Below are 12,325 nucleotides of genomic sequence, written 5' to 3'. Positions count from 1 at the left end.
CTATTATTCCTGTTTTTCTAGCCGCAGGTGTAGACAGGTCACAACTCCTGTGGCACAAAGAGGGGCAGAAAAGGAATTCGCCCGGGACGCTTAAGGACAGTCATGCGCCACACAAGCCAACCGTCAGCTATCGAGCAAGACGCTGAAGGTCAGCAGATGGATACAGATCAGCTACCGCAGCTCTACCAACTGGCACGGAAGGGCACCCCGAAACTGGGCAGAGCAAGGGAACCAGGTTCTTCGGGCGAAGGCCCTTCCCCTCAGCAGACCATTGCCGCGACCTCAGCCGAAGATCGTATTGAACTATCAGTGCGTAAGGCCCGCAGCCGCTTCTTTGAGTTGCCAGCCGAAGAGGTAGGTGCCAGCGATGTGCAGCGCTCTGGCACCACCATACAGCCTAACGTTTCCGCGCACCCCAGTGCTCTGGAGCAACCCACTCTGCCCGCACCGGTTAGGGCCCCGCGTCCCCATACCGTTGCTGCTCTTGCCGGTACTATCACTGATTTCCGGCCCCTTAAGGCAGAGGTAAAAGGGCCTGCTGCGCCCCCCTCTAACCCGGTGCACCTGGAGGTAGACTCACAAACTCAGAAACCTATGACGTCAAAGAGCAAGCACAGCCAGGTGCCTGATGCTCGACTGCTGAACCCCGCAGACCCGGTAAATTTACGCGGCCTTTTGGACGCTATTGACGTCCCTTTGACCCCGGTAGAAGAAGACTCTGCCCAGCGCCGACTCAGAGCAGAGCTAACCGGGCTGGGCCCCCTTGACCCTCTGCTGGATATCCCTCAACTGAGCGATATTTTTCTCAACGGAACCGAGGTTTGGTACGAGGCGGCGGGGCTATTGCAACGCTCAGATATTTCCCTTACCGATGAGGAGGAAGGTCGTGCCCTCGCTACCCGTCTGCTCAGCGCTGCCGGTGGCAGGCTGGATGACTCCCACCCCATCGCTGATGTCCAAACAGAAAATGGATTGCGCGTGCACGCTGTGCTACCACCGCTCAGCCGGGGCGGCACCCTGCTCTCTATCCGCCTGCGCGCTACCGGCACCCCTACCCTGGCTGACCTGCAAGAACGGGGTATGTTGAGTGAGGAAACTAGCCGCGTACTTGCCTACTTGGTGCGGCAGCGCGCTAACTTTCTGATCAGTGGGGGCACTGGCAGCGGCAAAACCACCCTGCTCTCTGCCCTGCTCGCAACCTGTGGTGCGGACGAGCGGCTGCTGCTAGTTGAGGATACCTCTGAACTCGCCCCAGATCACCCGCACACCGTGAGTCTGCAGGCGCGTGAGGCGAACACCGAGGGCAGGGGAGAAGTTCGTCTCTCTGAGCTCATCCAAGCGGCCTTGCGTATGCGCCCCACCCGCCTGATAGTGGGAGAGTGCCGCGGTGCCGAAATTGCAGATATGCTCTCGGCCATGAACACCGGCCACTCAGGCACTGGCGGCACCGTGCACGCTAACTCTACCGAGGCGGTACCTGCCCGTCTGTACGCTATGGGTGCACTCGCCGGTCTGAGCGAACGGGCGGTGACTTTGCAAGCCGCTACCGCCCTGGACTACATCATTCATATTGATAGGAGTAGCGGTCAGCGCCAGGTGCGGGAGATTGCCAGCCTGAGCCAGCAGTCTGGGACCTTGGTGGTCCGGCCGGTATGCCGTGTCGAGGCAGGTCGCCGGGGACCCTATCTTGCCTGGCTACCGGCGGGAGAACAACTGCGTCAAGCAGTCCAGGGTGCTGTGGGTGATAGCTCGTGATACACCTGCCTCCCCGCCATGCCGCCCGCCCGGGAATAGATGAACTCGAACTTTGGCCAGATCTCATGTGGCATCTAGCAGCATTGCTCAAAGCTGGGGTAAGCCCAGCCTTTGCACTGGCAAAAGCTACCGAAGAAGTAGCAGGGCGTCAGCGTCACCTTGAGCAGCAGCCTCAGGGGTTGCTGGCCCGTTGGGATAGGGAGGCGACCGGGCTTTTAGTTGCAGTCGGAGACCTGCACCATCTTCTCAGCTCCTGCCTACTTGCCGCAGAAAGAGGGGCCCCAGTATCGCAGGCCTGCTTACACAGCGTCCAGACGCTGGCTCGCCCCACCTCTCTTGAGCGAGCCCTCAGCCTAGCGGCCTGCTGGCAGGTCAGCGAGCGCACCGGTGCCCCCCTTGCTGAGGTGTTGGAACGATTCGCCCGGTATTTGGAAAACGATATTGACCTCTTGCAGATGAGAGAGGCTGCCATGGGCGGGCCTAAGGCAACAGGCCGCATTCTCTCCTGGCTGCCCCTGTTGGGGCTGGGCTTGGGTCTCGTCATGGGGGCAGACCCGCTCGGCGTCCTCTTCGGTTCGGTGCTGGGCGCTCTGATCTGCTGCGTTGGTCTTGCCCTTGCCCTAGTGGGTAGCCGCTGGACGGCTCGCCTCATCCTCCGCGCAGAAAAAGGGGAGCTCTAATGGAGGTGCTGGTGCTAGCGGCTAGCTCTTTTGCGCTGGTTGCATCCTTTTTGCTGTGGCTCTTGAAGCGCAGGGACGCCCGCCGAGCTCAGGCGCAAGAGCCTGTTGCCGGCGCTAACCCAGCGCCTGGTTCAGCATCTGACGCTGCCCCTGGTGCCGCTTTGGATGCAGCCCTCTACCTGGATTTAGCCGCATCTATGTTGGCTGCCGGGTTACCTGTGCGTGCCCTACTACATCACTTGGGACAGTTGGATAGCGGGCGCTACCGCCTCTTTCTGGGCGGGGTGGTGCTTAAGCTGGATGCTGGTGCCACCTGGGCCCAAGCCTGGGGCGAGACCGTGCCTAAACCCTTGACCGGTGTTCACTCAGCCCTGGGACTGAGTCTGGAAACAGGTGCGCCCAGTGCCGATTTCCTGCGTATTCTGGCAGACCGGAAGCGTCGGCACCGTCAACGCTCCTTAGAAAAGGCGGCTGCCAGGCTGGGTGTGCAGCTGGTGGTGCCGCTGGGGCTCTGTTCCTTGCCTGCTTTTATCTGCCTGGGTGTGGTGCCTGTTCTGATCGCTATGATTCCCTCCCTGCTCTAAAAGGCGTGTACACAGACTCTAAACCCAGTAGATTTTTCGGTCACAGTCGCTTCATACTTTCACCCATTACCTGGCAGCCGCACCGGGGCGAAGGAAGTAATCTGAGCAGATTTTCCACAGCTTCCCTCATCCCTGGTCACCATCGGTGACCTGAATGACACTGGTAGTAGCCCGCTGAGGTGGTGGATTCCTTTTCCATCCTTTTCCTCTTACCCTTTCGCCCCGCAGCGGGCTAACACTCACCCTCTGACCTGAAAGGACGGCACCATGTCGTACCCTACAACCACACCCTCTCACTCACTGGTCTCTGCTGAGGACCGGGGAGAAGAAGCCCCGACCGCCCCAGCTCTTATCGGGGAGCTAGTCACCTCTTTGGATGACCCAGAAGCCGGTGCAACCACCGCTGAGTACGGCATCGTCATGCTAGCAGCAGTCGGCTTTGCCGGTCTGCTGGTAGTAATCCTGAAATCTGATGAGGTGCGTGAGCTCCTGCTAGGGATTGTGCGCAATGCGCTCTCGACTGGAGCCTAAACCTCACCCACGGCCTCTCGCCGGTGGCATCTGGCCCTGCGCTCTTCTGGGGCGGAGGGCTAGGTGCCGACAGCGCGGGTCTGTCACCGCTGAATTTGCAGTTACCCTACCCGCCGTGGTGTTCGTGCTGGGTCTGGTACTGGGTGCTGCAGCCCTGGGCATCGTGCAACTCCGCCTTGAAGAGGGCGCCCGAATAGGAGCCCGAGCCGCTGCTCGCGGTGAGGGCGCTGAGACGATCACCCGCATCGTCCAGGAAATTGAGCCTCGGGCAGCCGTATCGGTGAGTACCAGCGGAGAATTCACTCGCGTTGAAGCTAGTCGCACTGCGCCGGGGCTAATTGGTCGGCTCACCGGCTGGCAACTGGTCGCTGATGCTCAAGCGCTCACCGAAGGTGGTGGGCAGTGAGCATGCGGCAACCAAGCTTCTGTCTGCCCCGCGAGGATGCCGAGCGGGGCAGTAATACCGTGACATCTTTGGGATTGGTCTGCGTGCTATTAGTTCTGGGGCTTACCGTGGCAGGGCTGGTCGGTATCGTAAGTGCTAATCATCGGGCCGCTACCGCTGCTGACTTGGCAGCCCTCGCTGGAGCCGATGCCGCCCGAGGGTTAAGCAGTGGGCAGCCCTGCACCGTAGCGGCCGCTGTGGCGGGGCGCAATGGGGCTAGTCTGGCTGGCTGCGCTCTCCCTTCGGAGCTGAGCGGAACGGTGGATGTCCGTGTAACGATTCCTATAGAAGGGCCGTTCGCTTTCTTGGGGTCGGCTGAAGGTCTTTCACGTGCTGGGCCTCCTGCCGTGCTAGTAGACAAGGGTTCCTAGCCCACCCAAGATTACAGCAGCCTACCTTGGCTAACTCTTTCAGCTTGCCCGCGAGAAAGCCGGAGGGCTAGAAGGGCGCCTCACTACTGTGCTGACCGGTCAGCGCTTCAACTGCTGAGACCACCGGCTGCGGCGCTCGCCCTGCATCGACTTCCCTTTGATTCAGGGGCTCGATGAGGGCTCTGTTCTCGCCCTCCGACACTGCCCCGGCATGAACCAAGAGAGCTCCCAGCAACCGGGCTGCTGCGGTCTTCTCTAGAGGCTCGTTGCGGTTGCCGCACTTGGGGCTCTGGACGCAGGAGGGGCAGCCGCGCTCGCATTCGCAGGCCAGAATGGTGTCAAGGGTAGCTCGCAGCCAGTGCTCGGCTGCCTCGAAACCGCGTTCGGCAAAACCTGCTCCACCCGGGTGACCGTCATAGACAAAGATGGTGGGCTGCTCGGTGTCAACATGCAGGGCAGTAGAAAGCCCTCCAATATCCCACCGGTCGCAGGTAGCGGTGAGGGGTAATAAACCGATGGCGGCGTGCTCGGCGGCGTGGAGGGCGCCGGGTACCTCGCGTTCGTGAATCCCAGCTGAATGCAGAACTGTGGCAGGAATGGTCCACCAAATAGCGCGGGTGTTGAGGCTTTGAGGCTCTAAATCCAGGGGCTCGTCGCCCAGCACTTGTTGGCCAATCAGCGATTTGCGCTGATAACCCACTACCTGCGAGCGCACCCGCACCGACCCAAAGTTCATTGTTACCGGCCCCTGCTCCACCGTCTGATCGGTGGCCAGTACGGTGACTTCGGTGATGTCCCGTGCTTGCGTGTAGTAGTCGGGGGTGGCTCGGCTGACGGCAATGACCCGGTTTTCTTCATCGAGGTCTTCCACCAAAAAAGTTTCACCCTGGTGAGTGTAGATAGCCCCGGGGTGTCCTTGTGCGTGAGCTGAACCGCCGTCCATCGTGCCCACCACAGCGCCGGTTTCTACCTCAATAATCTGCAGCGGTGAACTGCCGCCGCGCAACGAGACCAGGGCGGACGCGGATTCTGGGTGGGTCCAAAACCAGCCGGTGGGGCGGCGGCGCAGGTAGCCCTGTTCTACCAACTTTTCCAGAAGCCTGGGGGCGGTGGCGCCGAAAACAATCAGCTCTTCTGGACGCAGGGGCAGCTCTGCGGCAGCGGCGCAGAGGTGGGGGCTGAGAACATAGGGGTTCTCAGGGTCAAAGACTGTCTTTTCAACTCCGTTCTCAAAGATGTCAGCCGGGTGGTGCACCAGATAGGTATCCAGCGGGTCTTCGCTGGCAACCAGCACCGCGAAACTATCTTGCCCAGCGCGGCCAGCGCGTCCAATCTGTTGGAAGAAGGAGGCCCGGGTGCCTGGCCAGCCGGCCACCAGCACGGCGTCCAGCCCAGCAATATCAATCCCCAGTTCTAGAGCCGATGTTGATGCAACCCCCAGCATCTGCCCGCTGCGCAGGGTACGTTCTAGATCTCGGCGTTCTTCGGGCAGGTAGCCTGCACGGTAGGCACTCACCCTGGATGATAGGCCGGGCTCGACTTCATCTAGGAAGCGCCCGGCGGTTTGGGCAATAGCTTCTGCCCCGCGCCTCGATTTGATGAAGGCGATGGTGCGGGTTCGGTCAATCACCAGGTCTGTCAGCATTTCGGCGGTTTGAGTGATGACAGACTTGCGCACGGGAGCCCCGTTTTCACCGCCACTGCTTCCTCCGGGGGAGAGGCCTGTACCCCGATTTGCGGATAGCCGGTCAGTCACCTGCTGGTTCTGGTCAAACTCAGGTTCCCAGAGCACCACATGGGTAGCACCCCGCGGAGCCGTGCTCTCGGTAACGGCGGTGACTGCCTCCGGTCGAGAACCAATTAAGCGGCTGAAGGATGCGGCTGGCTCAGCACTGGTGGCAGAGGCACCAATAAAAACCGGGCTGACACCGTAGTGCCGGCAGATTCTGCGCAGGCGCCGCAGGAGTACCGCCACGTGGGCACCGAACACACCGCGGTAGCTGTGTGCCTCGTCAATAATCACATAGCGTAGCTTGCGCAGAAAAACTGACCAGTGACCGTGGTTGGGCAAGATGGCGTGGTGCAGCATATCCGGGTTACAGAGCACCAGGTTGGCACGCTCACGAATAAAGCGTCGGTCAGCGGGAGGAGTGTCACCGTCGTAGGTTTCAGGCACCACACCGGGCAGGTTTAGAGAGCGTAGTGATGCTAGCTGGTCGGCAGCTAGAGCTTTGGTGGGGGAAAGGTAGAGAGCCGTTGCCCTGCCAGAAATAAAGCCTGCTCCGCCCTCGCCGATTTCCCCTCGGTAAATAGCATCTAGTGCCGGTAGCTGGTAGGCAAGGGATTTGCCCGAAGCCGTGCCGGTGGCAAGAATAACGTGCTGGTTGCCCGGTGAGCTGTGGGCGGCATCTGCGGCCTCAACCTGGTGTCGGTAAGGCTGGTCAACGCCCAGGAATTGGTAGGCTTCTACGACGCGGGGGTGTGCCCACTTGGGCCAGGGGGAGGTAACAGCTTCTTGGGCTGTTAAGGTCTGCACATGCGTGATTTGAGGCGGGTGGCTACCGTACCCCAGTCTCTGCAGCATCTCCCGCATCGCAACCGGGGCGGCATCCACGGGGTGAGCGCTGGAGGCTGAGCTAGGGGTAACTGGCACGTCACCGGGTGCGGGAGTTGGAACAGACATACCTCCCATTATCACCCCTGATCGCAGAGCGCCGTTGCTGGCAACAAACAATCATTCCCTTCACCCAGCAAACTGATGCTGAGCAATGGGCCTAGCCGCTGAAATAAAACGCCCCTTCTGTGACTTAGGCAATAAGGTACGTGATAATGGGAATATGAGTATTCCAATGAACATTCAAGACCAGAATCAGCCCGCTGAGAGGGAACCGGCAATCACCGTACTCGATGATAAGCAGGTGTGGGAGCTCATTGAGAGCACCAGGTTTGCCCGTCTGGGAACACTGGGTGAAGACGGTTTTGTGCACATCACCCCTCTTAACATTGTGACTGATGGGGAAAAGATTTATTTCCGCACAGCAGCGGGCTCAAAACTAACCCAACTGATTCTTGAAGAGAAAGTTACGGTGCAGTTCGACCGCGCTGAAGGCCATCATGCTCACTCAGTCAATGTTTTTGCTACCGCCCGCTTGCTCACAGACTCCCAAGAAATTGATGAGGTGAAGAAGCTCAACCTGGCCCCATGGCTGGATACCGAAAAGCTGGAATTCGTGGAACTAACCCCGCAGAAGGTGACCGGCCGGCGCTTCCGCCTGGGGCACTAAGCCCCTTACCGCCTGCGGCATCACATCTCACTTTAGAAGCTCGCCTGCTGTACCGGTGGGTAACTGGGCAGGGGAGTAGAATGGGGGTGTGGCTCAAGAACGAATTATTCTCTATTACTGCTTTGCACCCGTGACCGACCCCAAGGCTGTCATGCTCTGGCAGCGTGCCCTGTGTGAAAAACTAGGGCTGACCGGTCGCATCATTATCTCCAAGCACGGTATCAACGGCACCCTGGGCGGTGATATCAACGCGCTCAAACAGTATGGTAAGACCACCCGTCAGTACCCCGGTTTTGAAAAGCTAGAACTGAAATGGTCTGACGGCGGAGCTGCTGACTTCCCCCGTCTATCTGTTAAGGCTCGCGACGAAATTGTAGCTTTCGGGATCCCCGAAGAACTGGTCGTGGATGAAAACGGCGTGGTGGGCGGTGGCGTCCACCTCAAGCCCGAAGAGGTCAACCAGCTGGTTGAAGAACGCGGCGACGAAGTGGTCTTTTTTGACGGACGCAACGCTTTTGAAGCCAAGATTGGCAAGTTTAAGAACGCTATTGTTCCTGATGTTCGTACCACCCACGATTTCATCGAAGAAATCGAATCGGGAAAGTACGATGACCTCAAAGACAAGCCCGTGGTTACCTACTGCACCGGCGGTATCCGTTGCGAAATCCTCTCTGCTCTAATGAAGAACCGCGGCTTCAAAGAGATTTACCAGATGGACGGCGGTATTGTCCGTTACGGCGAAAAATTTGGGGATAAGGGTCTCTGGGAAGGCTCCATGTACATCTTCGATAAGCGCATGCACGTGGAATTCTCACCGGACACCGTCACCATCGGCCAGTGCGAGCACTGCGGTGCCCCCTCCAACAAGTTTGAAAACCTGGATGTAGACGGCAAACGCGATCTGGTGTTGCTCTGCGGCGACTGTGCCAAGAAAGCTCTAGCCGAGAGGGGCGCGGTGAGCGCCTCATAACCTCAGCGGCAACTAACAGAAAGCCCACCTGTTCTCATGGCAGGTGGGCTTTTCTATATTTGAAGCGGCCCTGGGCTAGAGTGGGTGTCTATGAATAGCCCTGCCTCTACCTTTGAAACAGCCCTGATTGAGTACGGAACCTTTATGGTAGCCGGTGTGACTGCACCTGCCAGCGAGCAGAGCGTCTTTAGTGATTGGTGGCAGGAGCTTTACAAAAAACTAGAGCAGGGTGAGAACGGTACTGCAAAGCTGGCTGCGGTGGAAAAATTACAGCGAGTGGGCGTTATTATGCCTGATGCTGATGATGCCGGAGCCACCTATACCGCAGGTTTTATCGTGCCCGGTGGAATTAAGGACGTCGTTGCCCTGGGACTGACCGGTGTGATGGTGCCTGCCGCTATGTACGCCACGGTTCTGGTCCAAGGAGCCGTACTAGCTGGTGAGACCCCCCACCACATCAAAGAAGGCTTCGAACACCTGCACACCGAGTTTCTGCCCTCGAAAAGGCTGGTGCCTACCGGCGTCCACCTGGAGGTGTATGGGCCTGGTGAGATGACCAGCAAGAATTACCGCATGTACCTGTGGACAGCCACTACTCCTGCGTAAATAAAGGTATGGCTCCTGCACCAGTCGGTGCAGGAGCCTTTTGAGTGGTGTGCTCCTCAGACGCTGGTGGTTACTTGGCTGGTGGTAGTTTCTCCCAGGGCTCGATGCCGCCGGCAACCTCATAGAAAAGGGGGTGCAGGCGCTGTGCCGGTGGACTGGCAAAACGGTCAAGGTACCACTGGGGGTCTCTGGCCTCTACCTTTTGCTTCAAAAATTCCAGCTCATAATCAACCTGTCCCTGCGTCACAGCCATCGGGGCAACCCCTTCAGCCTGTTCTGTGACAATCAGTGAGCGGTTGAAATTGTAGCCGCGCCGGTCAGCCTCATCGGCTAGACCGTGAAGGTAGGCGCAAATGGTAGCCAGAGGGTCTGGGCTTGCCTTGAAACGGTCCAGCTGCGGGTGGTTTTTGTATCCCTTAGTGAGGCCCTGCAGAACTTTCTGCGCCAGTAGCGTTTCACGCCAGCAGGCGACCAAACCCTTGGCGTCCAACAGGGAGGGAGCTACTGACCAGATACGCACCTAGGAAGTCTCGACCCGGCGAGCAATAGCTGCTTCAAGCCGCTCAACTTTTCCCGTGATCTCACCTGAATCGTGGCCGGGGCGGATATCGGCTTTGAGTACCAGTGACACACGGCTACCGTGCTTGCCCACCACTTCGGTGGCTGCCTTAATGACGGCCATGCATTCATCCCAGTCACCTTCGATGGTGGTGAACATGGAATCGGTCTGGTGGGGCAGACCAGAGTTTCGGACAATTTCTACGGCTTCTGCAACGGCATCGTGCACTGAACCACTGGGGTCGCCCCCGCCAGTGGGGGCTACGGAGAAAGCAAACAACATAGGGATTAGCCTAGTGCAGTCTGCCCCAGCCGTACAGGGCCACCTGCCGTTGCTCACTTCCTGCGGTTCTGCGGGGCTGGAGGTGAGGAGATAAGCGCCTTCAGAGAAGAAACCCTCCTGATTCCTGAGATAATGGGGGCGTGACTGATTTTTCTCGTATTGATAATGCCCCTATGAGCACCGACACTGCCGCGCTCGCAACCCTCAACGCAGCTTTGAAATCGGTGAATTACACCTATGACGGTGTGCAAGAGCTGCTGGGCGACGGTCCTTTCGACGCCATGGCTCGGGACCAGGTGGTTCCCGGCGTCTACCGCATTGGCCAGGTACTGGGCTGGGAGGCAACATCTGAGAGCTTCACCACGGCTGACCGCGCTCTTGCAACCGTGGTCAGCTTCTTTTTGCTGGCTCAGGAATGCGAGGTAGCTGATCTTGATGCTGCCCTCGGCGCGGGCTCTGCGCAGCTTATTTCTGAGCTGGGGTTGGCAGAAGGGACGCCGGGTGGCGTCCTTGCCACGGTAGATTTGCGGCCTCACGCGGCTGATGATGGCACCGAGATTTATGTTGCCAGCGATTTAGGTGCTCATCAGCGCGAAGGCGTGTTGCGCCGTGACCACGTGCTGGGTATCGGGCACGCCTCGCTGACCCTGGCACAGTTGATTGAGCGAATCCCGGTAGATCGTGCTCTAGATGTGGGGACTGGCTGCGGTATCCAGGTCTTTCACTTGCTCGCCCACGCCCAGCACGTGACCGCCACCGATATTTCCGCGAGGGCACTGGCATTTACCCGCTTTAATCTGTTGCTCAACGCTGAAGCGCTCCAGGTTGACCCCCACAATGTGGAGGCTCGCGTGAGCCTGCGCCTGGGTTCTCTGCTGGAACCGGTGGCTGGCGAAACCTTTGACCTGGTGGTGTCTAATCCTCCCTTCGTGATTACTCCTCGCCGTGAGGGAGAAGTGGCCGCTGATCAGTACACCTACCGGGATGGCGGTATGGCAGGCGACGGTATCGTTTCCACCCTGGTGGGACAGCTCCCCGGGGCGCTGACCCCCGGTGGGCGTGCCCAAATGCTGGGTAACTGGGAAATCCCTGTTGCTACTGTCGGGCAAGAGCGTGATTGGTCAGCGCGTCCCCGTGCCTGGGTGGGGGAGCAGACCGAAGCCTGGTTTATCCAACGGGAGGTATTAACCCCTGAGCAGTATGCCGAGACCTGGTTACGCGATTCTAGCGAGAACCGTGATGCGGCTGCCTATACCGAGAGCTACACGGCTTACTTGCGAGACTTCGCGGCGCGCGGAGTGGAGTCGGTGGGCTTTGGCATGATCTGGTTGCGCAAGCCTGCTGCGGACCTCACCGGTGAGCGCCTGCATCGCTTTGAAGAAATCACCTACCCCATCCAGCAACCCATCGCCCCTTTTATCACCGAGGCAGTAGCTCACTATGACACGGTGACGGCCATGACCGATGAGCAACTACTGGCACAGCACCTGGTGGTGGCCGGGGATGTGACTGAGGAGCGACACGCTACGCCGGGTGCAGAGCATCCTTCTGTAATTTTGCTCCGTGCCGGTGCCGGGTTGCGTCGTACGATTTTGGAGACCACGGAAACCAGTGGCTTCGTCTCAGCATGTGACGGTGATTTGTCCGCCGGTCAGATTATCGGCGCACTTGAAGCGTTGCTGGCTTGGGAGGATGACCAGCCGCGCCGCGTATTAATAAGTAATATTCGGGAACTCTGTGAGAAAAGTTTCCTGCGGATTGACAGCTGAGAATTAGACTGGGGCAATGAACGAGAATCCCATTAAAACTCTGAATGAAGACCGTTGCTGGGAACTATTGAATCAGCATCAGGTGGGCAGGCTAGCTCTGGCAGCTGGTGGTGAGATTGATATCTATCCCGTGAATTTCGTGGTGCACGAACGCAAGATTTACTTCCGCACCGCGGCTGGCCAGAAACTCTCTGAAGTGGTGATTAGCCGCAAGGCAGCTTTTGAGATTGATGAGATTGTTGATGGGGTGGCACGCTCGGTCGTGGTGCGCGGAAACGCTCACTGGCTGACCAGCGAAGCCGATATGAGCGCCGTTGAATCGCTGAGGCTCAAAGCGTTCGCACCGACCTACAAAACCAACTGGGTGGAGATAGAACCCACCGGGGTTTCCGGTCGTGAGTTTGAAATTGGGGATGAGCCGGACTACGACGAGCTTATCGTTGGCTAAGGTTCCTTGCCCGACCTCGCTCGGAGAGTAACAAGCTAACC

14 protein-coding genes are annotated in these 12,325 nt (G+C 58.8%); 11 read left to right on the top strand and 3 right to left on the bottom strand.

Annotation, left to right across the window (positions count from 1 at the left end):
* The first annotated feature begins 102 nt into the window (after positions 1-102).
* From M3668_RS03190 to M3668_RS03165, 6 genes are all read left to right on the top strand, one after another.
* Positions 103-1,755 (top strand): TadA family conjugal transfer-associated ATPase, encoded by a 1,653-nt coding sequence (locus M3668_RS03190; protein WP_251379352.1) that lies wholly within the window; start codon positions 103-105, stop codon positions 1,753-1,755.
* Positions 1,752-2,435 carry a type II secretion system F family protein gene (locus tag M3668_RS03185; RefSeq protein WP_251379351.1) on the top strand — a complete coding sequence of 228 codons (684 nt, stop codon included), beginning with the start codon at positions 1,752-1,754 and terminating at the stop codon, positions 2,433-2,435. The genes M3668_RS03190 and M3668_RS03185 overlap by 4 nt, the downstream gene beginning before the upstream one ends.
* Complete coding sequence (locus tag M3668_RS03180) at positions 2,435-3,019, top strand: type II secretion system F family protein (RefSeq protein ID WP_251379350.1); 585 nt, start codon at positions 2,435-2,437, stop codon at positions 3,017-3,019. The genes M3668_RS03185 and M3668_RS03180 overlap by 1 nt, the downstream gene beginning before the upstream one ends.
* A 267-nt stretch (positions 3,020-3,286) precedes the next feature.
* On the top strand, positions 3,287-3,550 hold the full coding sequence (locus M3668_RS03175) for a DUF4244 domain-containing protein (RefSeq protein ID WP_251379349.1): 264 nt from the start codon (positions 3,287-3,289) through the stop codon (positions 3,548-3,550).
* Positions 3,528-3,956 (top strand): TadE family type IV pilus minor pilin, encoded by a 429-nt coding sequence (locus tag M3668_RS03170; protein ID WP_251379348.1) that lies wholly within the window; start codon positions 3,528-3,530, stop codon positions 3,954-3,956. The genes M3668_RS03175 and M3668_RS03170 overlap by 23 nt, the downstream gene beginning before the upstream one ends.
* A 2-nt stretch (positions 3,957-3,958) precedes the next feature.
* The gene (locus tag M3668_RS03165; protein ID WP_251379347.1) at positions 3,959-4,366 is read left to right on the top strand and encodes an Rv3654c family TadE-like protein; all 408 of its coding nucleotides are present in this window, start codon (positions 3,959-3,961) and stop codon (positions 4,364-4,366) included.
* A gap of 67 nt (positions 4,367-4,433) precedes the next feature.
* On the opposite strand, the gene M3668_RS03160 is transcribed toward M3668_RS03165, so the two are convergent.
* Positions 4,434-6,959: a DEAD/DEAH box helicase gene (locus M3668_RS03160; protein WP_251379700.1), complete on the bottom strand. Its 2,526-nt coding sequence runs from the start codon at positions 6,957-6,959 to the stop codon at positions 4,434-4,436.
* Between the two features lie 244 nt (positions 6,960-7,203).
* On the opposite strand from M3668_RS03160, the gene M3668_RS03155 reads away from it, so the two are divergent.
* From M3668_RS03155 to M3668_RS03145, 3 genes are all read left to right on the top strand, one after another.
* Complete coding sequence (locus M3668_RS03155; protein WP_251379346.1) at positions 7,204-7,650, top strand: pyridoxamine 5'-phosphate oxidase family protein; 447 nt, start codon at positions 7,204-7,206, stop codon at positions 7,648-7,650.
* Positions 7,651-7,738: 88 nt separating this feature from the next.
* Entirely contained in the window at positions 7,739-8,620 is an 882-nt protein-coding gene (trhO, locus tag M3668_RS03150; RefSeq protein WP_251379345.1) for an oxygen-dependent tRNA uridine(34) hydroxylase TrhO, read from the top strand.
* 84 nt (positions 8,621-8,704) lie between these two features.
* Entirely contained in the window at positions 8,705-9,226 is a 522-nt protein-coding gene (locus M3668_RS03145; RefSeq protein ID WP_251379344.1) for a GyrI-like domain-containing protein, read from the top strand.
* Between the two features lie 70 nt (positions 9,227-9,296).
* Here M3668_RS03145 and M3668_RS03140 read toward each other — a convergent pair whose 3' ends face one another.
* Together M3668_RS03140 and M3668_RS03135 are read right to left on the bottom strand one after the other, a co-directional pair.
* On the bottom strand, positions 9,297-9,746 hold the full coding sequence (locus tag M3668_RS03140) for a pyrimidine dimer DNA glycosylase/endonuclease V (RefSeq protein WP_251379343.1): 450 nt from the start codon (positions 9,744-9,746) through the stop codon (positions 9,297-9,299).
* Positions 9,747-10,067, bottom strand: coding sequence for a thiamine-binding protein (locus M3668_RS03135; RefSeq protein ID WP_251379342.1), 321 nt, complete (start codon positions 10,065-10,067; stop codon positions 9,747-9,749).
* Between the two features lie 173 nt (positions 10,068-10,240).
* Here M3668_RS03135 and M3668_RS03130 point away from each other — a divergent pair, with 173 nt between their 5' ends.
* Positions 10,241-11,836, top strand: a complete 1,596-nt coding sequence (locus M3668_RS03130) for a DUF7059 domain-containing protein (RefSeq protein ID WP_251379699.1) — start codon at positions 10,241-10,243, stop codon at positions 11,834-11,836.
* A 16-nt stretch (positions 11,837-11,852) separates the two neighbouring features.
* Complete coding sequence (locus tag M3668_RS03125) at positions 11,853-12,284, top strand: pyridoxamine 5'-phosphate oxidase family protein (protein ID WP_251379341.1); 432 nt, start codon at positions 11,853-11,855, stop codon at positions 12,282-12,284.
* The last annotated feature ends 41 nt before the right edge of the window (positions 12,285-12,325 follow it).

The sequence above is a fragment of the Rothia sp. P100 genome, from assembly GCF_023712425.1.
Classification (GTDB): Bacteria; Actinomycetota; Actinomycetes; order Actinomycetales; family Micrococcaceae; genus Rothia; species Rothia endophytica.
This window is presented reverse-complemented; position numbering and strand designations above follow the sequence as displayed.